Genomic DNA, 22,274 nt, shown 5'->3' with positions numbered 1-22,274 from the left:
GAACGTGGCAGGAGTGGCACGCCGCCGCCTGGACGCCGAACTGGTACGCCGCAGCATGGCTCGCTCGCGCGAGCACGCCGCCCAGCTGATCGCCGCGGGCCGGGTGACCGTCGGCGGCGCCACCGCGACCAAGGCGGCCACCCAGGTCGAGACCAGCGCGGCCCTGGTGGTCCTCAAGGACGACAGCGACCCCGACTACGTCTCCCGGGGCGGCCACAAGCTGGCCGGCGCGCTGGCCGCCTTCCAGCCGCAGGGGCTGGCCGTCGAGGGCCGCCGGGCGCTGGACGCCGGCGCCTCCACCGGCGGCTTCACCGACGTGCTGCTGCGCGCGGGCGTGGCCCACGTCATGGCCGTCGACGTCGGCTACGGGCAGCTCGCCTGGTCGCTGCAGAGCGACGACCGGGTCACCGTCAAGGACCGTACGAACGTCCGCGAGCTGACGGTCGAGCAGCTCGACGGGGTCCCCGTCGACCTCGTCGTCGGCGACCTGTCCTTCATCTCCATCGGCCTGGTGCTGCCGGCACTGGTGCGCTGCTGCGCCCCGGACGCGGACCTGGTGCTGATGGTCAAGCCGCAGTTCGAGGTCGGCAAGGACCGGCTCGGCAGCGGCGGCGTCGTGCGCAGCCCGGAGCTGCGGGCGGAGGCCGTGCGCGAGGTGGCGGCCCGGGCGGCGAAGCTGGGACTCGGCGTTCTCGGGGTGACCGCGAGTCCGCTGCCGGGTCCGTCGGGGAACGTCGAGTACTTTCTGTGGCTGCGGGCGGGGGCACCGGCACTCGACCCGGCGGATGTTGACCGTGCAGTGGCGGAGGGGCCGCAGTGACTGATTCAGCGGATACACCGGGTACATCGGGAACGTCCGGATCGGAGGCGTCCGGTTCGACGGAGGGGCGGACCGTCTTCCTGCTCGCGCACACCGGGCGGCCGGCGGCCATCCGCAGCGCCGAGCTGGTCGTGCAGGGGCTGCTGAAGAGCGGGCTGGGCGTACGGGTCGTCGCGTACGAGGCGAGGGACCTGCCGCTGCCGCCCGAGGTGGAGCTGGTCTCCGAATGCACCCCCGCCGCGCTCGAAGGCTGCGAGCTGCTGGTCGTCCTGGGCGGCGACGGGACCCTGCTGCGCGGCGCGGAGTTCGCGCGGGGCTCGGGGGTGCCGATGCTGGGCGTGAACCTGGGCCGGGTGGGATTCCTCGCGGAGGCCGAGCGGGACGACCTGGACCAGGTCGTGGAACGGGTCGTGACGCGTGCGTACGAGGTCGAGGAGCGGATGACCCTCGACGTGCTCGTACGGACGAACGGCGACGTCGTCCACCGGGACTGGGCGCTGAACGAGGCGGCCGTCCAGAAGGTGTCCCCCGAGCGGATGCTCGAGGTGGTCCTGGAGATCGACGGCCGCCCGGTGTCGGGCTTCGGCTGTGACGGGATCGTCTGCGCCACGCCGACGGGTTCGACGGCGTACGCCTTCTCCGCGGGCGGGCCGGTGGTCTGGCCGGAGGTGGAGGCGCTGCTGATGGTGCCGATCAGCGCCCACGCCCTGTTCGCGAAGCCGCTGGTGACCTCGCCGGACTCGGTGCTGGCGGTGGAGGTGCAGCAGGGGGTCCCGCACGGGGTGCTGTGGTGCGACGGCCGCCGGATGCTGGAGCTGCCGGCCGGGGCCCGGGTGGAGGTCCGGCGGGGGGCGGTGCCGGTGCGGCTCGCCCGGCTGCACCACGCGTCGTTCACGGACCGGCTCGTCGCGAAGTTCGCGCTGCCGGTGTCGGGGTGGCGTGGGGCGCCCCACTAGCAGCCTGCCAATAGCACACGCGTTCGGGAAACTCTCGACGGGTGACGTCACATGGCACGGGTGAAACCTCGGTATCGTCGTCCCGTGCTTGAGGAGATGCGGATACGGTCGCTCGGGGTCATCGACGACGCGGTGGTCGAGCTGTCGCCCGGTTTCACCGCGGTGACCGGCGAGACCGGCGCGGGCAAGACGATGGTCGTCACCAGCCTCGGCCTGCTGCTCGGCGGCCGCGCCGACCCGGCCCTGGTGCGGATCGGGGCCAAAGCGGCGGTCGTGGAGGGCCGGATCGTCATGCGCCCCGACGCGCCTGCCGCCGTACGCGCGGAGGAGGCCGGGGCCGAGCTCGAGGACGGCACCCTGCTGATCAGCCGGACCGTGTCCGCCGAGGGGCGCTCGCGCGCCCACGTCGGCGGCCGCTCCGTGCCCGTCGGCCTGCTCGGCGAGCTCGCGGACGACCTGGTCGCCGTACACGGGCAGACCGACCAGCAGGGGCTGCTGCGGCCGGCCCGGCAGCGGCAGGCCCTCGACCGGTACGCCGGGGACGCGGTCGCCGTCCCGCTCGAGAAGTACGGGGCCGCCTACCGGCGGCTGCGCGCGGTGGCCGTCGAACTCGACGAGATCACCACCCGGGCCCGGGAACGGGCCCAGGAAGCCGACCTGCTGCGCTTCGGCCTGGACGAGATCGCGGCCGTGGAGCCGCTGGCCGGCGAGGACGTGGAGCTGGCGGCGGAGGCCGAACGGCTCGGCCACGCCGAATCCCTGGCCTCGGCGGCGCAGATCGCGCACGCGGCGCTCGCCGGCAATGTCGAGGACCCGGAGGGCGTCGACGCGAACACGCTCGTCGCGGGCGCGCACCGGGCCCTGGACGCCGTACGGTCGCACGACCCGGCGCTCGGCGCGCTCGCCGAGCGGATCGGGGAGCTCGGGATCCTGCTGGCCGACGTGGCCGGGGAGCTGGCCGGGTACGCGGACGACCTGGACGCCGATCCGCTGCGGCTGGCCGCGGTGGAGGAGCGGCGGGCGGCCCTGACCCAGCTGACGCGCAAGTACGGCGACTCGATCGACTCCGTACTGGAGTGGGCCCAGCGCGGCTCGGCGCGGCTGCTGGAGCTGGACGGCGACGACGAGCGGATCACCGAGCTGACCGCCGAGCGGGACGGTCTGCGGGCCGAACTGTCGCTGCTGGCGCAGGCGCTGACGGACGCGCGGGTGGAGGCGGCGACGCGGTTCGCGTCGGCCGTCACGGAAGAGCTGGCGTCGCTCGCGATGCCGCACGCGCGGGTGACGATCGACATCCGGCAGGTGGAGGACGCCGAGGGGGTCGAGGTCGACGGCCGTCCCGTCGCGTACGGGCCCTCGGGCACGGACGAGGTCGAACTGCTCCTGGCCCCGCACCCGGGCGCCCAGCCGCGGCCGATCGCCAAGGGCGCCTCGGGCGGTGAGCTGTCGCGCGTGATGCTGGCGGTGGAGGTCGTTTTCGCGGGCTCCGACCCGGTGCCGACGTACCTCTTCGACGAGGTCGACGCGGGCGTCGGCGGCAAGGCGGCCGTCGAGGTCGGGCGGCGGCTCGCGAAGCTGGCCAAGTCGGCGCAGGTCGTCGTCGTCACGCACCTGCCGCAGGTGGCGGCCTTCGCGGACCGGCAGCTGCTGGTCGAGAAGACCAACGACGGGTCGGTGACGCGCAGCGGTGTCACCGTCCTGGAGGGCGAGGACCGCATCCGCGAGCTCTCGCGCATGCTGGCCGGGCACGAGGACTCGGTGTCCGCGCGGGCGCACGCCGAGGAACTGCTGGCGGCGGCGCGCGCGGACGCGTAGCGGTTGCCGCGCTGCTGTTGCCGTTGTCGTTGCTGCTGCTTGGCTCGTGAGGGCCCGGGACGGATGCGTCCCGGGCCCTCCGCGCGTGCTCGGAGGTGACGGGCGCTACGCCGTGTGGGTGAGCCTCGGGGGTGTGTCGCGGTATCTCCTGCGGGATCCGTACCCGTATGGTCCCGGAACGCGCGTGCGGACTGGCATCCTGGGCGACGTCTCTGCCTCCCTCACCCTGGAGCTTCGGCCCGTGAGCAGCTCCCCGGTCTCGACCCCGGTCCCCGCGCAGCCGTACGGGCGGCCACCGCTCCGCACCGTCCAAGTACTCGGCGGTGCGGGCGCGGGCAGCAGCGCGCACGTACGGTCGCTCACGACCGGGCTCGCCGCGCGCGGGGTCCGGGTCACGGTGTGCGCGCCCGTGGAGGCGGAGGGGGAGTACGACTTCACCGGCGCCGGGGCGCAGTTCACCCCGGACGCGGTGAGTGCGCTGCGGGCCGTGTGCGCCGGGGCGGACGTGGTGCATGCGCACGGAGTGCGGGCCGGGATGCGGGCCGCGCTGGCGCTGCGCGGGCGCCGGGTGCCGCTGGTGGTGACCTGGCACAGCGGCGGACCGGCGGCCGAGGGGCCCTTCGGGGGGCTGGGGCGGGTGCTGGAGCGGCATGTGGCGCGGGCCGCGGCGGTGGTGCTGGGCGCCTCGTCGGACCAGGTGGACCTGGCCCGGGCGCGGGGCGCGCGGGATGCCCGGCTGGCGCCGGTGGCCGTGCCGATGGGCCCGGCGGGCCCGGACGCCGGGGCGGAGCCGGACAAGGTGCGGGCGGAACTGGGGGCGGTGGAGCGGCCGTTGCTGATCGCGGTCGGCAGCCTGGTGGAGCGCCGGGGGTACTCCGTGCTGCTGGACGCGGCGCGGGCGTGGCGGGTACTGGAGCCGCTGCCTCTGGTGGTGATCGCGGGGGAGGGCCCGCAGCGGGCCGAGCTGGCCCGGCGGATCGAGGCCGAGGGGCTGCCGGTACGGCTGCTCGGGCGGCGCCGGGATGCGGCGCAGCTGCTGGCGGCGGCGGACGTTGCGGTGCTGCCGAGCCGGTGGGAGACGCGGTCCCTGCTGGCGCAGGAGGCGCTGCGGGTGGGCGTACCGCTGGTCGCGACGGCGGTCGGCGGCCTGCCGGAGCTGGTCGGGGGCGCGGGGGTGCTGGTCCCGTACGGGGACGCGGCCGCCCTGGCCTCGGCGGTGGCGGACCTCCTGTCGGACCCGGACCGCAGGGCCGCCCTTTCCGCGGCGGGCCGCACCCAGGCGGCGACGTGGCCGTCGGAGGACGACACGGTGGCCCAGATCCTGTCGGTCTACGACGAACTGATGGACCGCCGCCGCCCCTGACCCGGCCGTCGGCGGGGCTGGAGCTGCCCGGGGCCCGGCCCCCGGCCCCCGGATCCCCGTGCCTTGGAGCTGCCCGGGGCCGAGCGGTGCGAGGAGGGCGTTACGAAGGAACGTGGCGGCGGGCTCGGAGGGCCAGGCTGAGGGACAGGACCGTCTCCGGGTCGTCCAGGTCCGTGCCCAGGAGCTCCGAGATGCGGGCCAGGCGGTTGTACAGGGTCTGGCGGTTGAGGTGCAGCTCGCGCGCCGTCTCCGCCTTGCGGCCCGCGTGGGCCAGGTACGTCTCCAAGGTGGGGAGGAGCGGGGGGCGGGACGTCGTGTCGTGGATCCGGAGCGCCCCGATCGCGCGGTCCACGAACGCCGCCAGGTCGGGGTGTTCGCGGAGCCGCCACAGGAGCAGGTCGATGTCCAGGCGGCGGGCGTCGTACCAGGGGCGGGCGGGCAGGCCGTGGGCCGCCGTTGCCGTTTCCGCCGCGTGGCGCAGGCCCGACGAGGCCGCCGCCCAGCCGCCCGCCACGCCCACGACCACCGCCGGCGGGGCCGCCGCGCGGTCCAGGCCGGCCCGTTCCACGCCCGCCCGGAGTGCAGCGGCCACCCGGTCCGCCACCGTCGTGCGTTCCGACTCCGAGCGGAGGGAGACCAGGAGGGGGACCCTTCCTTCCACCGGCCGGACTCCCAGGAGGACCGGGACGCCCACGGAGGACAGCTCCTCCAGGACCGCCCTCGCCAGGACCGCCCAGTTGCCTGCCGGGCCCAGGTCCGAGGACAGGCGCATCACCACGGGGAGGAGTGGACCGGCCCCTGGTTTGAAGCCCAGTACGCGGGCCTGCGCCGGGGCGTCCTCCGCCGAGATGCGGCCCTCCGCCAGGTCCGTCAGGAAGTCGCCGCGGCCGCGCGCCGCCAGTTCCTCCTCCTGACGGGCCTGCATCAGAACCACGGCCAGTACCCCCGCCGTCCGTTCCGCCGCCATCCGGTGGACGGGCAGCAGCGGCGCCGCGACGCCGAGCAGGACCACCCTGGCGCGCACCGAGCCCGTGCCGTGGCCGCCGCCGGGGACGTCGATCAGCACCGCGTTCGCCGACGGCTCCGCCTCGCGCTGGCCCCGCAGGCCCTCCCAGACCTGGAGCGGGTCCGCCGCGGCCTCTCCGGAGACCGGGCCCGCCGCGTAGAGGAGTTGGCCGTCGGTGGTCTCCAGGAACACCGGGTTCCCCGTGAAGTCGGCGAGGACGTGCAGGACTTGGGGGATCCCGCCGCCGCTCAGCAGGGCCTCCGTACAGCGCCGGTGGACCTCCTCGGCCCGCTGGAGCAGGGCGTAGTGGTGGTTGACGATCTCGGTGTGGATCTCCTCCGTCACCGCCACGAACGGCACCTCGCGGTGCAGCTGGACCAGCGGCAGCCCGACCGCCCGAGCCGTCTCGACCAGCGTGGCCGGGAGCCGGGTGAAGCGCGGGCCCAGTTCGACCACCAGCGCGGCGATCCCCCGGTCCGCGAGGCGGCGTACGAAGGCACGCTGCTCCGCGGGCCGGGTGCCCAGGCCCAGCCCCGTGGTCAGCAGCAGCTCCCCGCCCTTGAGCAGGGACGCGATGTTCGGCACCTCGCCCGCGTGCACCCACCGGACGGTCCGGCCGAGGCGGTCGGCGCAGGCCACCACCTCCGGCAGTCCGCTGCGCAGCCCGGGCAGCTCCAGTGCCCGCTGAACGGTGATCCCGCCCTGGTTGTCCATGTCTCGGGACGCTACCGGCCGTCCTGTTCCCCGCACATCACCGGGCGGTTACGGAGCCCGATATGCCCCCGTCCGGCCCGACAACTCGTCGGCCCTGCAAGGAGATTATCGGACCGCCTGCCGATTGTGGCGTGGATCACGTACAGGGAGAGTGGCGCACCTCCCGACACGAATCAGGAATGAGGTCGCCGTGAGCGCAGGTACCACCGGCAGAGCCGACGCCCCACAAGCCCCACACGCCCCACAGGTCCAGCGGCTCAAGGCCAACTCCGTCGGCCTCGTCGGCGTCGTGTTCATGGCCGTGGCCACCGCCGCACCCATCACCGCCATGACCGGCAACCTCCCCATCGCCGTCGGCTTCGGCAACGGCACCGGCGCCCCGGCCGGCTATCTCTTCGCCACCGTCGTCCTGACCGTCTTCGCCGTCGGCTACGTCGCCATGGCCAAGCGGATCACGGCGGCCGGCGCCTTCTACGGGTACATCTCCCACGGCCTCGGCCGGATCGCCGGCATGGCCTCCGGCATGCTCGCCGTTCTCGCCTACATCGTCTTCGAGGCCTCGATCGTCGGCGTCTTCTCCTACTTCGCCAAGACCACCGTCCACGACCAGCTCGGCGTCGACCTGCCCTGGATCCTCTACGCGGCCGGCATGCTCGCCGTCACGGCCGCCCTCGCGCACTTCGACATCAACCTCACCGCCCGAGCCCTCGGCGTGATGCTCGTCGCCGAGATCGCCGTGCTGTTCGCCGTCGCCACCGCCGTCCTGATCGCGGGCGGCGGCCCCGACGGGATCCCGGTCGAACCCGTGAACCCCAGGAACGCCTTCACCGGAACCTCCGCCGGGCTCGGACTCTTCTTCGCCTTCTGGTCCTGGGTCGGCTTCGAGTCCACCGCGATGTACGGGGAGGAGTCCCGCGATCCGAAGCGGGTGATCCCGAGGGCCACCCTCATCTCCGTCGTCGGCGTCGGGCTCTTCTACATCTACGTGTCGTGGATGACCATCGCCGGCAACGGCCTCGCCGAGTCGGTGGAGCTGTCCGCCTCCGCCAGCCCCCTCGACCTGTTCTTCGCCCCCACCCAGACCTTCATCGGTGCCTGGGCCGTCGACGCCTTCCAGTGGCTGCTGCTCACCGGCTCGTTCGCCTGCGGGATGGCCTTCCACCAGTGCGCCGCCCGCTACCTGTATGCCATCGGCCGCGAGGGCTTCCTGCATCCGGCGCTCGGCCGCACGCACGCCAAGCACGGCTCCCCGTACGTCTCCTCCGTCGTGCAGACCGTCATCGCCACGGGCCTGGTCGCGCTGTTCTGGCTGACCGGGCAGGACCCGTACATCCACCTGTACACACTGCTCGCGATCCTCGGCACCATGGCCATCCTCATCGTCCAGACCCTGTGCTCGTTCGCGGTGATCGGCTACTTCCGCAAGAACCACCCCGAGGACCGGCACTGGTTCCGCACGTTCACGGCACCGCTGCTCGGCGGGATCGGCATGACCGCCGTGGTGGTCCTGCTGCTGGTCAACATGAGGACCGCGGCCGGGCTCGCCGCCGACTCGTTCTTCTTCTCGCTGATCCCGTGGATCGTCGGAGTCGTCTTCTTCGGCGGGCTCGGCCTCGGCTTCTGGCTGAAATACAGAGCCCCCGAGCGCTACGAGATCATCGGCCGCGTGGTGCTGGAGGACTCCGCCGAACGTGCCGAAGGCCCCGCGCCGTCCGCCCCCTCCGCCGCGCACGTTCGATAAGGAGCCGCCACCATGGCCCGTACGCCCCTGATGCACGCGCTCCGCCGGCTGGCCGCCGAGCACGCCGCCGCCCGCCGGCTCGCCCTTCCCGTCGCCGAGGTCCGCGGCCTCGGCCGCCGGCAGCTGCTCGGCCGCGCCGCCGCCCTCGGCCTCGGCACGGCCCTGGCCTCCTCCGCGACGGCTCACGCCGTCGAAGCGGTCCCGGAGAAGAAGCCCGTCGCCCCCGCCCGCGTCGCCGTCGTCGGCGCCGGCATCTCCGGGCTGACCGCAGCCCTCACCCTCCAGGATGCGGGCGTCAACTGCACGCTGTACGAGGCCAATCCGAGCCGGGTCGGCGGCCGCATGTGGTCCCAGCGCACGCACTGGGCCTACGGGCAGACCTCCGAGATCGGGGGTGAGCTGATCGACACCAGTCACAAGAAGATCCTGGAGCTGTGCCGCCGCTTCAGCCTGCCGACCGAGGACTTCCTCGGCGGCGGCCCCAACGGAGCGGAGGAGGTTCTCTGGTTCAACGGGACCTACTACTCGCGCACACAGGCCGACGAGGACTTCAAGGCCGTCTACCAGGCGCTGCACCGCGACCTCCACGAGGCCGGCGAGGTCTCCTGGAACTCCACCACTCCTGCCGGCACCGCGCTCGACGACATGACGCTGTACGAGTGGATCGAAACCCGGATCCCCGGCGGCCACGGCTCGCAGCTCGGCCGTTTCATCGACGTCGCGTACAACGTCGAATACGGGGCCGACACCGACCAGCAGTCCGCGCTCGCGCTGGTCCTGCTGATGGGCTACCAGCCCAACCCGGGCAACTTCAACGTCTGGGGCCTGTCCAACGAGCGCTACCACATCACCGGCGGCAACGACCGGCTGCCGAACGCCATCGCCCAGGCCCTGCCAGCCGGTTCGCTCGTGATGGGCCGCGAGCTGGTCGCCGTACGGGTCTCCTCCGACGGCACCCAGACACTGACCTTCAACGACTCCGGGGCGACGCGCACGGTCGTCGCCGACCACACCATCCTGTGCCTGCCGCTGCCGGTCCTCCAACGGATCGACCTCTCCGGCGCCGGCTTCGACCCGCTGATGAAGAACCTGCTGCGCGATGCCCGCATGGGCTACTGCACCAAGCTGAACATGCAGTTCACCGCCCGCCCCTGGCGCGGCAGCGGCCCCTGGCCAGGGGTCTCCGCCGGGGACTGCTTCACCGACTCCGACGTCCAGCAGACCTGGGACACCACCAAGGTCCAGCCGGGCAACGGGGGCATCCTGCTCCAGTACGGCGGCGGCAGCCTGGCCGGGGCGCTCACCCCGGCCACGCCGTTCGCCACCGAGACGGACCCGTACGTACGCGCGCTCGCAGGTCGGGTGCTGACGGGCGTAGACGCCTTCTTCCCGGGCACCAAGGCCGTCTGGAACGGGCGGGCGCAGCTGTCCGCCTGGCACCGCAACCCCTACTCGCTGGGCGCGTACTCGTACTGGCCGGTCGGCTACCTGCACCGGTACGCCAAGTACGAGGGCACCGCGCAGGGCCGGGTCCACATCGGCGGCGAGCACTGCAGCTACGACTTCCAGGGGTTCATGGAGGGTGGGGCCACCGAGGGGGAGCGGGCGGCGCGCGAGGTGATCGCCGCGCTCACCTGACGCGCCGCTACGCCGGCTTGATGTTGTGGTTGAAGCGGAACACGTTGTCCGGGTCGTACGCCCGCTTCACCGCGCCCAGCCTGGCCAGATTCTCCGCGCCGAGACCCGCCACCACGCGTTCGGGACCCTCGTCGCCGGTGAAGTTGAGGTAGACCGCGCCGGTGCTCCACGGCTGTACGTGGCTGCGTACGTCACGCACCCACTGCCGGCAGCGGTCGTCCTCGGCCGGGTCCTCCCAGATGCCGAAGGGGTGGACGGCCCAGGGCGAGTCCCGGTACGGAACGGGGAACTCCGGGGGCCCGTCCGCGATGGCTCCGCCCAGAGGGAACACAGCGTGCTGGGTTCCGCCCGACGGCATCACGTCGCCGAGGGCGCAGAAGACGCTGACGAGCTCGTCCGGCAGGCCGGTCAGGTACTCCGCGGACCAGTAGTTCCGCAGGCCCGGCGGGTCGTCCAGCATGCACTGGAAGTCCGCGTACGGGAGGGCGGTGAGCACCTCCACTTCGTGCGGCAGCGCGAGCAGCGGCTCGGCGAGCTTGCGCAGCGCCTCCTCGCCGCCCGCGTACGTGAGCAGCGCGCCCGCCATCAGGGTGCCGACGAGGTGTTCCGGTACGAAGGGTTCCGGCGGGGCGGTCAGGTAGATCATGCCGCCGCCCGCCTCGGCGGGGCCGTTCTCGACGACGTCGCGGTACGTGCGCAGCACCTCGGGCCCGGCCTCCGGCGGGTACAGCAGCATGCAGATCGCGAACTCCGGCAGCTCGTGCAGGCGCAGCGTGATCGAGGTCGCGACCCCGAAGTTCCCGCCGCCGCCGTGCAGGGCCCAGAACAGCTCGGGGTTGTCCTCGGCGGTCGCCGTCAGGGTGCTGCCGTCGGCGGTGACGAGGTCCACGCCGAGCAGGTTGTCGACGGCCAGCCCGAACTTCCGGTCCAGCCAGCCCGAGCCGCCGCCGAGGACGAAACCGGTGGCTCCGGTGGTGGAGACCCGGCCGCCGGTGGTGGCGAGCCCGTACGGCTGGCAGGCGCGGTCCAGCACGCTCATCACCGCGCCGCCCCCGACGCGTACGGCCTTCGCCGCGGGGTGGACGGTGACGTCCTGCATCCGGCGCATGTCGACGACCACGCCGCCGTCGTTGAGGGACATCCCGGCGACGCTGTGGCCGCCGCCGCGCACGGCGACGGGCAGGTCCAGTTCGCGGGCGAAACGGACGGTGGTGACCACGTCCGCCTCGCTCTCGCAGCGGGCGATCACGGCCGGCCTGCGGTCGATCATCGCGTTGAAGATCGTCCGGGCCTCGTCGTACCCGGCATCGTCGGGGGCGAAGACCTCACCGGCCAGATCCTCGCGGAGCGCGAGCAGGGCCTGGCCGGCCTTCGAGTGGGGAGCCATGGCTGCGCCCCCTTCCGCTCGGGGGAGGCGAACCCTTCCAGCGTAGGCGGGGGTCGGCCGCCGGGCGCGGCGGAGCCGGGGCAGCCGAGCGGCGCCGTGGCCGGGGACGCTGCCTCCGGAGCCTTCCCCGGCCACCGCCGGGAGTGGCCCCGGCGCCTCAACCCGCCCCGTGTCAGCCCCCGTACGCCCCGCTCGCCGTCAGCCGCAGGGCCGTGTCGATCAGGGGGACGTGGCTGAACGCCTGCGGGAAGTTGCCGACCTGGCGCTGGAGCCGCGGGTCCCACTCCTCCGCCAGCAGCCCCAGGTCGTTGCGGAGCGCCAGCAGCCGTTCGAAGAGGTGGCGGGCCTCGTCGACGCGGCCGATCATCGCCAGGTCGTCCGCCATCCAGAACGAGCACGCGAGGAAGGCCCCCTCGTCGCCCTCGAGCCCGTCCACGCCGGCCTCCACACCGGTCGTCGGGTAGCGCAGGATGAACCCGTCGGGCGTGGACAGTTCGCGCTGGATCGCCTCGATGGTGCCGATGACCCGCTTGTCGTCCGGCGGCAGGAAGCCCATCTGCGGGATCAGCAGCAGGGAGGCGTCCAGCTCCTTCGACCCGTACGACTGGGTGAAGGTGTTGCGCTCCTTGTCGTAGCCCTTCTCGCACACGTCCTCGTGGATCTCGTCGCGCAGTTCGCGCCACCGCTCCAGCGGGCCGTCCGCGTCCCCGCTCTCGATCAGCTTGATCGTGCGGTCCACGGCCACCCAGGCCATCACCTTCGAGTGCACGAAGTGGCGGCGCGGGCCGCGCACCTCCCAGATGCCCTCGTCCGGCTGGTCCCAGTGCGCCTCCAGGTAGCGGATCAGCTTCAACTGGAGCACCGAGGCGTAGTCGTTGCGCGCCAGACCCGTCATGTGGCCCAGGTGCAGGGCCTCGGTGACCTCGCCGTACACGTCCAGCTGGAGCTGGTGCGCGGCGCCGTTGCCGACCCGGACCGGGCGGGAGTTCTCGTACCCGGGCAGCCAGTCCAGCTCGGTCTCGCCGAGCTCCCGCTCGCCGGCGATCCCGTACATGATCTGCAGGTTCTCCGGGTCGCCGGCGACCGCGCGCAGCAGCCACTCGCGCCAGGCCTGTGCCTCCTCGCGGTAGCCGGTGCGCAGCAGCGAGGAGAGGGTGATGGCGGCGTCGCGCAGCCACGTGTAGCGGTAGTCCCAGTTGCGGACGCCGCCGATCTCCTCCGGGAGGGAGGTGGTGGGCGCGGCGACGATGCCGCCGGTGGGGCCGTACGTGAGCGCCTTGAGGGTGATCAGGGAGCGGATGACGGCCTCGCGGTAGGGGCCGTGGTACGTGCAGTGGTCGACCCATTCGCGCCAGAACGCGGTGGTGGTCGCCAGGGCCTCCTGCGCGTCCGGGGTCTCCGGGGCGCCCTTGTGGGAGGGCTGCCAGCTGATGCAGAAGGCCTTGCGGTCGCCGGGGCCGACGGTGAAGTCGGAGTACGTCGTCAGGTCCTTGCCGTACGTCTGCACTTCGGTGTCCAGCCAGACCGAGTCCGGGCCGGCGACGGCGACGGTGCGCCCGTCCACCTTGTGCACCCAGGGCACGACCCGACCGTAGCTGAACCGCATGCGCAGCGCGGAGTGCATCGGGACGCGCCCGCTGACGCCCTCCACGATGCGCACCAGCTGCGGTGCGTGGTCCTCGCGGGGCGGCATGAAGTCGATCACGCGGACCGTGCCGCGCGGCGTGTCCCACTCCGATTCCAGGACCAGCGAATCGCCCTGGTAGCGGCGGCGCGTCGCCGCAGGGGCCTCGGCGCCCCCCGGGAACGCCGGGCCGATCCGCCAGAAGCCGTGGTCCTCGGTGCCGAGAAGGCCCGCGAAGACGGCATGGGAGTCGAAACGTGGCAGACACAGCCAGTCCACCGATCCGTCCCGGCAGACCAGTGCGGCGGTCTGCATGTCCCCGATCAGTGCGTAATCCTCGATGCGCCCGGACACGTAGATCTCCAGTCGAACGGCCACGTCCGCCCCGAAGGGCGCTTGCATTGCGCGGTTGCGCGGTCCCGTGGGTGTGGATCCCCGCACTGAGCTCATGATTCCGGATGCGGCCGGGTTACGCCGTCTGCCGGACTGCTCGGCGGCGATGTGAAGCGATATCCGAGCAGGATATGACGGCACCCTAGTGATCTCCTGAAGCCGGGGGACAATGTGACTCGACCAAACGGGTGACCCGTACCGTGACCAGCGCGAACAGCGGCGTGACCGGCCGCGGGACCCGCCGGGGGCCGGATGGTGGCGCTCGGTCGAGCGCCCGTAGCGGCGCGTGGCCGGAGGCGGACGGCCCCGGGCGCTGATAGGCTGGTACCCCGTGGACCGGTGGTCTGCCTGTGCGAATCAGGAGCCCCGAAACCGCAGCTTCGGCGCCCCCTGAGAGCCTCCGGTTCGATGGTGGCCGGCGCCGGACGCACCTTCACTTCGCGACCACGGGAGCCCCCTCTTGGCGACGCCGCCCGCTGCTTTTCGAAACAGCACAGCCATGACGACCAAGCACATCTTCGTCACCGGGGGTGTCGCTTCGTCCCTCGGCAAGGGCCTGACGGCCTCCAGCCTGGGTGCGCTGCTCAAGGCGCGCGGCCTGCGGGTCACGATGCAGAAGCTCGACCCGTACCTGAACGTCGACCCGGGCACGATGAACCCGTTCCAGCACGGCGAGGTGTTCGTCACCAACGACGGCGCCGAGACCGACCTGGACATTGGCCACTACGAGCGCTTCCTCGACGTCGACCTCGACGGCTCGGCGAACGTCACCACCGGCCAGGTCTACTCGCAGGTCATCGCCAAGGAGCGGCGCGGCGAGTACCTCGGTGACACCGTGCAGGTCATCCCGCACATCACCAACGAGATCAAGCACCGCATCCGCCGCATGGCGACCGAGGACGTCGACGTCGTCATCACCGAAGTCGGCGGCACCGTCGGCGACATCGAGTCGCTGCCGTTCCTGGAGACCGTCCGCCAGGTCCGCCACGAGGTCGGCCGCGACAACGTCTTCGTCGTGCACATCTCGCTGCTGCCCTACATCGGCCCCTCCGGCGAGCTGAAGACCAAGCCGACCCAGCACTCGGTCGCGGCCCTGCGCAACATCGGCATCCAGCCCGACGCGATCGTGCTGCGCGCCGACCGCGACGTCCCCACCTCCATCAAGCGGAAGATCTCGCTGATGTGTGACGTGGACGAGGCGGCCGTCGTCGCGGCGATCGACGCCAAGTCGATCTACGACATCCCGAAGGTGCTGCACACCGAGGGCCTCGACGCGTACGTCGTGCGCAAGCTCGACCTGCCGTTCCGCGACGTCGACTGGACGGTCTGGGAGGACCTCCTCGACCGCGTCCACAACCCCCACCACGAGGTCAAGGTCGCGCTCGTCGGCAAGTACATCGACCTGCCCGACGCGTACCTGTCGGTGACCGAGGCGCTGCGCGCCGGCGGTTTCGCCAACAAGGCCCGCGTCCAGATCAAGTGGGTCACCTCCGACGACTGCAAGACCCCGGCGGGCGCCGCGGAGGTGCTCGGCGACGTGGACGCGATCTGCGTGCCCGGCGGCTTCGGCGACCGCGGTGTCAACGGCAAGGTCGGCGCGATCACCTACGCCCGCGAGAACAAGATCCCGCTGCTCGGCCTGTGCCTGGGCCTGCAGTGCGTGGTCATCGAGGCCGCGCGCAACCTGGCGGGCATCGAGGACGCGAACTCCACCGAGTTCGACGCCTCCACCCCGCACCCGGTGATCTCCACGATGGAGGAGCAGCTGGCCTTCGTCGAGGGCGCGGGCGACCTGGGCGGAACGATGCGCCTGGGCATGTACCCGGCGAAGCTCGCCGAGGGTTCGATCGTGCGCGAGGTCTACGGCGACCAGGCGTACGTGGACGAGCGCCACCGCCACCGCTACGAGGTCAACAACGCGTACCGCGGCGAGCTGGAGAAGAAGGCGGGCATCGTCTTCTCCGGCACCTCCCCGGACAACAAGCTCGTCGAGTACGTCGAGTACCCGCGCGAGGTGCACCCCTACCTGGTGGCCACCCAGGCCCACCCGGAGCTGCGCTCGCGCCCGACGCGCCCGCACCCGCTGTTCGCGGGCCTGGTCAAGGCGGCGGTCGAGCGCCAGCAGGCCGCCAAGTGACGGCCTGACCGCATAACGTAGACAGCCGGGGCAAGGCTCTTGCCCCGGCTGTCGCGTTTTCGGAAAGGCACGGGGTACGGATCATGGCCATGGGCATCGCGGACAACGGGGAGTCGTGGGAGGTCATCGCCTCACGGACCCCGTTCGAGGGCGCGAAGACGGCTGTCCGCTCGGAGCAGGTGAGCATGCCGGACGGGTCGGTGGTGCGCCGGGACTACCAGGTGCATCCCGGATCGGTGTGCGTCCTGGCACTGGACGACGAGGGCCGCGTACTGGTCCTGCGCCAGTACCGGCACCCCGTACGGCACAAGCTGTGGGAGCTCCCGGCCGGGCTGCTCGACGTAGCCGGTGAGAACCCGCTGCACGCGGCCCAGCGGGAGCTGTACGAGGAGGCCCACGTCAAGGCGGAGGACTGGCGGGTGCTCGCGGACTTCTTCGCGTCCCCGGGCGGGTCGGACGAGGCGATCCGGGTCTTCCTGGCGCGGGGCCTCTCCGAGGCGGAGGGGGAGCGGTACCAGGTCTCGGAGGAGGAGGCGGACATGGAGATCGACCGCGTCCCCCTCGCCGACCTGGTCAGCGGCATCCTGGAGGGCCGGCTGGGCAACCCGGGCCTGGTGACGGGAGCCCTGGCCCTGTCCGCGGCGCTCGCCGCCCCGGGCGGCCTCGACGCCCTCCGCCCGCCCCAGACCCCCTGGCCGGCCCGCCCGTACGAGGCGTAGCCGCAGCGGGACCACTGCCGGCGCACCCCGGGGACAACCGTGACGCCGGGTACGGGCGCAGCCCGGCGCACCCGGCGCCGGCCGGGTGGCGGCGTGGACCGGCGGGAGTCGTGGCGGCCGGCAGAGGGCCGGGTGCCCGCCGAGCGCCCCGACCGCCGGGCAGGTGCCGGACACCGGCGCGGCGCAGGCGGACCCGTGTGAGCGGCCGGCAGCCGGGCACCGGGCGGGGGGCGCGGCCACGGGGCGTGGTGTGACCATCTGTTGATCCGATTGGGCGATGTGTCCGCCGCGCTCCACACGGGTCGTCGCTCTGCGTGAACTACGCTCGCAACCCGAAGGCAGGGAGAGGAGCGGATCCGTGACGGATTTCGTCGGGCGGCGGCGTGAGCTCAAGGAGCTGCGCGAGGACATCGCACGGACCGGGCTCGACACCCTCTCGGGCCGCAAGGCCAAGGCACCCCGGGCGCGCGTACTGCTCATCGCCGGCCGGCCCGGGTCGGGCCGCACCGCCCTCGCCGAGGCGTTCGTCCGCGAGGTCGCCGAGGACTACCCCGACGGGGTGATCAAGGTGCGCCTCACCGCCCCCGGCGGGGAGACCGTGGCCACCGAGCGGGCGATCCGGACCCTGCTGGAGGGGCTGGGGGAGGCCACACCCCCCGGCGCCGCCGAGGACGAGCTCAGCTCCACCCTGCGCAGCGCACTCGCCGGGCGGCGGATGATCCTGCTCGTCGACGACGCGGCCGACCCGTACCAGGTCGACGCCCTGCTGCCCGACACCCCCGAGTGCCTCGTCGTCATCACCGCCGAAGGGCCCCTCACCGGCATTCCGGATGTCCGCCCCTGCACCCTCGGCGGGCTGGACACCCCCTCCGGGGTCCAGATGCTCGCGCAGCGCATCGGGGACACCCGGATCACCGTCGACCCCCGCGCCGCCGAGGCCCTCGCCGAGGAGTGCGGGGGCCAGCCCGCCGCGCTGGCGCTGGTCGGCGGCTGGCTCGCCGCGCATCCCAAGGCCGCCGTCTCCGACGTGGCCAAGCAGCTCCACGACATGCCCCCCGGCACCAGCGGCCCGCTCGGGCGCGGCTTCCGCCTCGTCTACGAGTCCCTGCCGCAGCCCGCCCAGCGCACCCTCCGGTTGCTGCCGCTCGCCCCCGCCGGGATCGTCGACTCGCACACCGCCTCCGCCCTCGCCGGATGCTCCGTGGCCGCCGCCCAGTCCACGCTCGAGGACTTCGCCGGGCTGGGCCTCGTCCGCCACGCCTCGGGCGGGCTCTTCCTGCTGCCCGGCTGCCTCGCCCCGCTGCTCCAGGCCCTGCTGGAGACCAAGGAGCGCGCGGCCGAGGTCCAGCTGGCCCGGGCCCGGATGCTGGAGCGCACCGTACGCCTGCTGCACTCCTGCCGGGTCATGGCCGAACCCGAGGAGGACGGGGCGGGCGTGACGGACGTACGCGAGAAGCTGGACGGGCTGCCGCGCGCCCTGCGCTTCCCCGACCGGCGGGCCGCCGCCACCTGGCTCGACACCCGGCTGCCCGCGCTGTCCGCGGCCGCCTCCCTGGCCGTGGCCGACGGCGGGCTGGACACCCTGGCGCGCCGGCTGGTCGCGGCCCTCGTACGGGCCCTCGCGGAGCACCGCGGCACCACCGCGGCCGCCCCCGAGCTGTACGGGCTGCACCGCCTGGTCCTGGACGTGGCCGAGCGCCGCGACCTGCACCGGGAGCAGGCCGCGGCCCTGCTGAACCTGGCCGACCTGGACGCCGAGACCGGCCGCACCCAGGAGGCGCTCGAGCGGTACCGGGCCGCACTGGACGCGGGACGGGCGGCGAACGACCCGTACGCGACCGGCCGCGCGATGGAATCCGTAGGCGGCGCCTACCAGGAGCTCGCGGACTGGCACCGGGCCGCCGACTGGTTCGGCCGGGCCCTGACCCAGGCCCTCGCGCGCGGGGAGCGGGCGGACGAGGCCCGGCTGTACGGACGGCTCGGCAACGTGCACACGTACGCCGGCCGCTACGGGGACGCGCTGCGCAGCTGGCGGACCGCCGCCGCGGGGTACCGGAAACTGGCCGATGTGCCGGGCCAGGCAAAGGCGTTGAGCGAGATGGCGCGAATCCAGGAGTACGCCGGGCGGCCCGAGGAATCCCTGCACACCTGCCGGGAGGCGGTGGAGCTCGCGCGCCGGGCCGGAGACCTGCGGCTTCAGGCCGCGCTCCAGGTGCGCCTCGCCGACACCCTCGACCGGCTGGGCGACCCGGCCGCTGCAAGGCTGCACCGCTCGGCGGCCGACAGATTGCTGGGAGACGACCCCGCAGCCTGCGAAATCCGTAGTGGTTCCGACTGAGATTATTGGTTTGCAAGGCTAGACAGCGCGTCGTCCTTCATTAGACTGGCTTCACCACGACATCCCGTGGTGCATCCCGTTGCGCGTTCTTGTGGGCGGGTATGTATGGAAGTGCCCCGAAAATCCCCTGAGCCAAGGACCGTGATCGACGATGAAGGTCGGCATCCCCCGCGAGGTCAAGAACAACGAGTTCCGGGTCGCCATCACGCCCGCCGGCGTGCATGAGCTGGTCCGTAACGGCCACCAGGTCTTCATCGAGCAGAACGCCGGTGTCGGCTCCTCGATCACGGACGCGGAGTACGTCGCCGCCGGCGCCGAGATCCTCGGCACCGCCGACGAGGTCTGGGCCACCGCCGACCTGCTGCTGAAGGTCAAGGAGCCCATCGCCGAGGAGTACCACCGCCTCCGCAAGGACCAGACCCTCTTCACCTACCTGCACCTGGCGGCCTCCCGCGAGTGCACGGACGCCCTCCTGGAGTCCGGCACCACCGCCATCGCGTACGAGACGGTCGAGCTCGCCAACCGCGCGCTGCCGCTGCTCGCCCCGATGTCCGAGGTCGCGGGCCGCCTGGCCCCGCAGGTCGGCGCCTACCACCTGATGCGCTCGGCCGGCGGCCGCGGCGTGCTCCCCGGCGGTGTCCCCGGCACCCACGCCGGCGAGTGCGTGGTCATCGGCGGCGGCGTCTCCGGCTGGAACGCCGCGCAGATCGCCATCGGCATGGGCTTCCACGTGACCCTGCTCGACCGGGACATCAACAAGCTCCGCGAGGCCGACAAGATCTTCGGCACGAAGATCAAGACGATCGTCTCCAACGCCTACGAGCTGGAGAAGGCCGTCGTCGAGGCCGACCTCGTCATCGGCGCGGTGCTGATCCCGGGTGCGAAGGCCCCGAAGCTGGTCACCAACGAGCTCGTCGCCAAGATGAAGCCCGGAAGTGTCCTTGTCGACATTGCGATCGACCAGGGCGGCTGCTTCGAGGACTCCCGTCCGACCACCCACGCCGAGCCGACCTTCCAGGTCCACAACTCGGTCTTCTACTGCGTCGCCAACATGCCGGGCGCGGTGCCGAACACCTCCACCTACGCGCTGACCAACGCCACGCTGCCCTACATCGTGCAGCTCGCGAACCTCGGCTGGGTCGAGGCGCTGCGTCGTGACCCCGCGCTCGGACTGGGCCTCAACACCCATGACGGCCAGGTCGTTTACGGCCCGGTCGCCGAGGCCCACGGCCTGCCGACCCTCGAGCTGAGCACGCTGCTCGGCTGATCGGTCAGACCCCGTCAACGACTGACGTCAATCTCACGTATCCGGCCGGACCTTGCCCGCAAGGTCCGGCCGGACGCGTTTGCGAGGGGCGAACGGGCGCGGCTCAACTCGCCTCGAACGTAACCCTTTAACCCTTTCGCACACCCGCGAAACTTCGCAGCGACAGCCCGGACGCCCTTGACAGAGTGGTGTTCGGTTGCCGACACATCGTTGCCGGTCCGACGGATTGTGTTGCCGCTGAGTGGTGACACGCCATAGAGTCGCCAACCGTCGGCATGGTGCCACGCTGACCTATCGATAAGTGTCCTGGTCACGTCCGAGGAGGTAAGACGACTTGTGAATGAGTCGACATTTGCTCCCGGAGGTGGTCGAGCAGGGACGCGCCCCCAGCGTCCTGCAGGCGCGGAGGTACCCCCGGACCGGGGCCAAGGACCCGCCGGACTCGAAGAGGTCGGCTCCGTCGCGGTCCGCACCTTCGCAAACCACCAGCACATGACGACGCCCCAAAAGAGCATGGACGGCCTAGACGTGAACTCCAGGGCCGGCGACCTGAGCGGCGAAAAGCCCGCGGGTTTCGCCGACTACGAAAATGTGCCCGAGGGGCACTTCTACGACCCGGACGCGGAGTACGAGCCCGACCCCGAGTACGCGGCCACCCTCGCCCCCGACGCTGCCCGCCAGCGCCGTGAGCGGATCGGCCCGACCGGACGGCCGCTGCCGTACTTCCCGATCCCGGGTCCGCTGACCGACCACGGTCCGGCGAAGATCATCGCGATGTGCAACCAGAAGGGCGGCGTGGGCAAGACGACGTCGACCATCAACCTGGGCGCCGCACTCGCCGAGTACGGGCGCCGCGTGCTGCTCGTCGACTTCGACCCGCAGGGCGCACTGTCCGTGGGCCTCGGCGTGAACCCGATGGAACTCGACCTGACGGTCTACAACCTGCTCATGGAGCGGGGCATGTCGGCCGACGAGGTGCTGCTCAAGACGGCGGTCCCCAACATGGACTTGCTGCCGAGCAACATCGACCTGTCCGCTGCAGAAGTGCAGTTGGTCAGCGAGGTCGCGAGAGAGTCGACGCTGCAGCGGGCGCTGAAACCCCTGATGGCCGACTACGACTACATCGTGATCGACTGTCAGCCCTCGCTCGGCCTGCTGACCGTGAACGCCCTGACGGCGGCTCACAAGGTCATCGTGCCCCTGGAGTGCGAGTTCTTCGCGCTGCGCGGTGTGGCGCTGCTGACCGAGACCATCGAGAAGGTGCAGGAGCGGCTCAACCCCGAGCTGGAGCTCGACGGCATCCTCGCCACGATGTACGACTCCCGTACGGTGCACAGCCGTGAGGTGCTGGCGCGCGTCGTCGAGGCCTTCGACGACCACGTCTACCACACGGTCATCGGCCGGACGGTGCGCTTCCCGGAGACCACGGTCGCCGGTGAGCCGATCACCACGTACGCCTCCAACTCCGTCGGGGCCGCCGCCTATCGCCAGCTGGCCAGGGAGGTGCTCGCCCGGTGTCCCGCCGAGTGAGTCTGCCCGGAGCCGACGAACTGTTCCGTACGACCGGGGGGATGGCGCTGCAGTCGTCCTCTCCGAGGCGGGGCCCGGAGGAGACACCCGCCGGGGAGCACGCGGCGGCTTCGGCGGAGGGCACGGCGGGGGAGGGCCGCAGCCGGGAGGCCGCGGCCGGTACGGAGCCGGTGGTGGCTGCACCCCGGCGCCCGCAGGAAGGTTCTGTCAGTCCGGAACCCCGGCGGGGCAAGGGCCAGGGCCGCGGGGCGAACCGTCGGCCCAGCGGGCGGGAACGGCATGACGAGAAGATCACGGTCTACGTCTCCGCCGAGGAGCTCATGGACCTGGAGCACGCGCGGCTGGTGCTGCGCGGGGAGCACGGTCTGGCGGTCGACCGCGGCCGCATCGTCCGCGAGGCGGTGGCGGTCGTCCTGGCGGACCTGGAGTCCCGCGGCGACGCGAGCATCCTGGTCCGCAGACTCCGCGGCCGCTGAGCGGCTGACTGGCTGACGGGTGGGCGGGCTGCCGCCTGACGCCTGTCGTCTCCGCCTGACGCCTGACGCCTGCCGACTGACGCCTGACCGGTGGACCGGCTGGGCGCCGGGCGTTGCCGGGCCGGCGGCCGGTGATGGGGACCCGTGGTGATGGCGGTGTTTTCCGCGGCGCGGTGCCGGGCGGGTGCGGGGCATGCCCCGCAAGCAGGCCCGCAGCCGCCCCTGCCCGCCGGGCCTGATGCCGGATGCGGCCTGCGGCTCGTCTTCCCCGCACCTCAGGACGCCCCCACCGTCGTCCCGGCCCACGTACCCGCACCATCCGATCACCGGGCGCTGTCCGTCGGCCGTGA

The 22,274-nt window shown here is 72.5% G+C and carries 15 protein-coding genes; 12 read left to right on the top strand and 3 right to left on the bottom strand.

All coding sequences use genetic code 11. From position 1 onward, the window contains the following. The first annotated feature begins 4 nt into the window (after nucleotides 1-4). The 4 genes from ACZ49B_RS18225 to ACZ49B_RS18210 all read left to right on the top strand — a co-directional run bounded on the left by ACZ49B_RS18225 (nucleotide 5) and on the right by ACZ49B_RS18210 (nucleotide 4,954). Nucleotides 5-820, top strand: a complete 816-nt coding sequence (locus ACZ49B_RS18225; protein WP_030162927.1) for a TlyA family RNA methyltransferase — start codon at nucleotides 5-7, stop codon at nucleotides 818-820. After that, nucleotides 817-1,776 carry an NAD kinase gene (locus ACZ49B_RS18220; protein ID WP_468306708.1) on the top strand — a complete coding sequence of 320 codons (960 nt, stop codon included), beginning with the start codon at nucleotides 817-819 and terminating at the stop codon, nucleotides 1,774-1,776. The genes ACZ49B_RS18225 and ACZ49B_RS18220 overlap by 4 nt, the downstream gene beginning before the upstream one ends. A 96-nt stretch (nucleotides 1,777-1,872) precedes the next feature. Continuing rightward, nucleotides 1,873-3,591: a DNA repair protein RecN gene (recN, locus tag ACZ49B_RS18215; protein WP_468306769.1), complete on the top strand. Its 1,719-nt coding sequence runs from the start codon at nucleotides 1,873-1,875 to the stop codon at nucleotides 3,589-3,591. A gap of 241 nt (nucleotides 3,592-3,832) precedes the next feature. Then, the gene (locus ACZ49B_RS18210) at nucleotides 3,833-4,954 is read left to right on the top strand and encodes a glycosyltransferase family 4 protein (protein ID WP_468306705.1); all 1,122 of its coding nucleotides are present in this window, start codon (nucleotides 3,833-3,835) and stop codon (nucleotides 4,952-4,954) included. Nucleotides 4,955-5,054: 100 nt separating this feature from the next. Here the strand turns inward: ACZ49B_RS18210 and ACZ49B_RS18205 are convergent, their stop codons facing one another. Further along, the gene (locus tag ACZ49B_RS18205) at nucleotides 5,055-6,674 is read right to left on the bottom strand and encodes a PucR family transcriptional regulator (RefSeq protein ID WP_468306703.1); all 1,620 of its coding nucleotides are present in this window, start codon (nucleotides 6,672-6,674) and stop codon (nucleotides 5,055-5,057) included. A 295-nt stretch (nucleotides 6,675-6,969) separates the two neighbouring features. Between ACZ49B_RS18205 and ACZ49B_RS18200 the strand changes: the two genes are divergently transcribed. Next, nucleotides 6,970-8,415, top strand: coding sequence for an APC family permease (locus ACZ49B_RS18200; RefSeq protein WP_468306766.1), 1,446 nt, complete (start codon nucleotides 6,970-6,972; stop codon nucleotides 8,413-8,415). A 12-nt stretch (nucleotides 8,416-8,427) separates the two neighbouring features. After that, nucleotides 8,428-10,053 carry a flavin monoamine oxidase family protein gene (locus ACZ49B_RS18195; protein ID WP_468306701.1) on the top strand — a complete coding sequence of 542 codons (1,626 nt, stop codon included), beginning with the start codon at nucleotides 8,428-8,430 and terminating at the stop codon, nucleotides 10,051-10,053. A 7-nt stretch (nucleotides 10,054-10,060) separates the two neighbouring features. On the opposite strand, the gene ACZ49B_RS18190 is transcribed toward ACZ49B_RS18195, so the two are convergent. Further along, nucleotides 10,061-11,440, bottom strand: a complete 1,380-nt coding sequence (locus ACZ49B_RS18190; protein WP_468306698.1) for an FAD-binding oxidoreductase — start codon at nucleotides 11,438-11,440, stop codon at nucleotides 10,061-10,063. Nucleotides 11,441-11,612: 172 nt separating this feature from the next. Continuing rightward, nucleotides 11,613-13,466, bottom strand: coding sequence for a glycoside hydrolase family 15 protein (locus ACZ49B_RS18185; protein ID WP_468306696.1), 1,854 nt, complete (start codon nucleotides 13,464-13,466; stop codon nucleotides 11,613-11,615). Nucleotides 13,467-13,956: 490 nt separating this feature from the next. Between ACZ49B_RS18185 and ACZ49B_RS18180 the strand changes: the two genes are divergently transcribed. The 6 genes from ACZ49B_RS18180 (at nucleotide 13,957) to ACZ49B_RS18155 (ending at nucleotide 21,924) form a co-directional block, all read left to right on the top strand. Further along, nucleotides 13,957-15,594, top strand: coding sequence for a CTP synthase (locus ACZ49B_RS18180; RefSeq protein ID WP_468306693.1), 1,638 nt, complete (start codon nucleotides 13,957-13,959; stop codon nucleotides 15,592-15,594). Between the two features lie 89 nt (nucleotides 15,595-15,683). Then, a complete protein-coding gene (locus ACZ49B_RS18175) occupies nucleotides 15,684-16,313 on the top strand; it encodes an NUDIX domain-containing protein (RefSeq protein ID WP_468306764.1) in 630 nt (209 codons plus the stop codon). Between the two features lie 277 nt (nucleotides 16,314-16,590). Then, on the top strand, nucleotides 16,591-18,651 hold the full coding sequence (locus ACZ49B_RS18170; protein WP_468306690.1) for a tetratricopeptide repeat protein: 2,061 nt from the start codon (nucleotides 16,591-16,593) through the stop codon (nucleotides 18,649-18,651). A gap of 151 nt (nucleotides 18,652-18,802) precedes the next feature. Beyond that, nucleotides 18,803-19,918: an alanine dehydrogenase gene (ald, locus tag ACZ49B_RS18165; protein ID WP_468306687.1), complete on the top strand. Its 1,116-nt coding sequence runs from the start codon at nucleotides 18,803-18,805 to the stop codon at nucleotides 19,916-19,918. A 492-nt stretch (nucleotides 19,919-20,410) separates the two neighbouring features. Then, entirely contained in the window at nucleotides 20,411-21,448 is a 1,038-nt protein-coding gene (locus ACZ49B_RS18160) for a ParA family protein (protein ID WP_468306684.1), read from the top strand. Next, entirely contained in the window at nucleotides 21,433-21,924 is a 492-nt protein-coding gene (locus ACZ49B_RS18155) for a hypothetical protein (protein ID WP_078613628.1), read from the top strand. The genes ACZ49B_RS18160 and ACZ49B_RS18155 overlap by 16 nt, the downstream gene beginning before the upstream one ends. The last annotated feature ends 350 nt before the right edge of the window (nucleotides 21,925-22,274 follow it).

It is taken from the genome of Streptomyces sp. NPDC031132, assembly GCF_055570595.1.
Note: the sequence above shows the minus strand (reverse complement) of the source record. Positions and strands in the feature narration are given on the sequence as shown.

Excerpts from the sequence above, each read along its gene's own strand:
- ald (WP_468306687.1), top strand. The coding sequence starts at position 18,803 with ATGAAGGTCGGCATCCCCCGCGAGGTCAAGAACAACGAGTTCCGGGTC.
- ACZ49B_RS18185 (WP_468306696.1), bottom strand. The coding sequence starts at position 13,466 with ATGCAAGCGCCCTTCGGGGCGGACGTGGCCGTTCGACTGGAGATCTAC.
- ACZ49B_RS18205 (WP_468306703.1), bottom strand. The coding sequence starts at position 6,674 with ATGGACAACCAGGGCGGGATCACCGTTCAGCGGGCACTGGAGCTGCCC.
- ACZ49B_RS18190 (WP_468306698.1), bottom strand. The coding sequence starts at position 11,440 with ATGGCTCCCCACTCGAAGGCCGGCCAGGCCCTGCTCGCGCTCCGCGAG.
- ACZ49B_RS18160 (WP_468306684.1), top strand. The coding sequence starts at position 20,411 with ATGACGACGCCCCAAAAGAGCATGGACGGCCTAGACGTGAACTCCAGG.
- ACZ49B_RS18195 (WP_468306701.1), top strand. The coding sequence starts at position 8,428 with ATGGCCCGTACGCCCCTGATGCACGCGCTCCGCCGGCTGGCCGCCGAG.
- ACZ49B_RS18200 (WP_468306766.1), top strand. The coding sequence starts at position 6,970 with ATGGCCGTGGCCACCGCCGCACCCATCACCGCCATGACCGGCAACCTC.
- ACZ49B_RS18175 (WP_468306764.1), top strand. The coding sequence starts at position 15,684 with ATGGGCATCGCGGACAACGGGGAGTCGTGGGAGGTCATCGCCTCACGG.
- ACZ49B_RS18180 (WP_468306693.1), top strand. The coding sequence starts at position 13,957 with ATGACGACCAAGCACATCTTCGTCACCGGGGGTGTCGCTTCGTCCCTC.
- ACZ49B_RS18170 (WP_468306690.1), top strand. The coding sequence starts at position 16,591 with ATGTGTCCGCCGCGCTCCACACGGGTCGTCGCTCTGCGTGAACTACGC.
- recN (WP_468306769.1), top strand. The coding sequence starts at position 1,873 with ATGCGGATACGGTCGCTCGGGGTCATCGACGACGCGGTGGTCGAGCTG.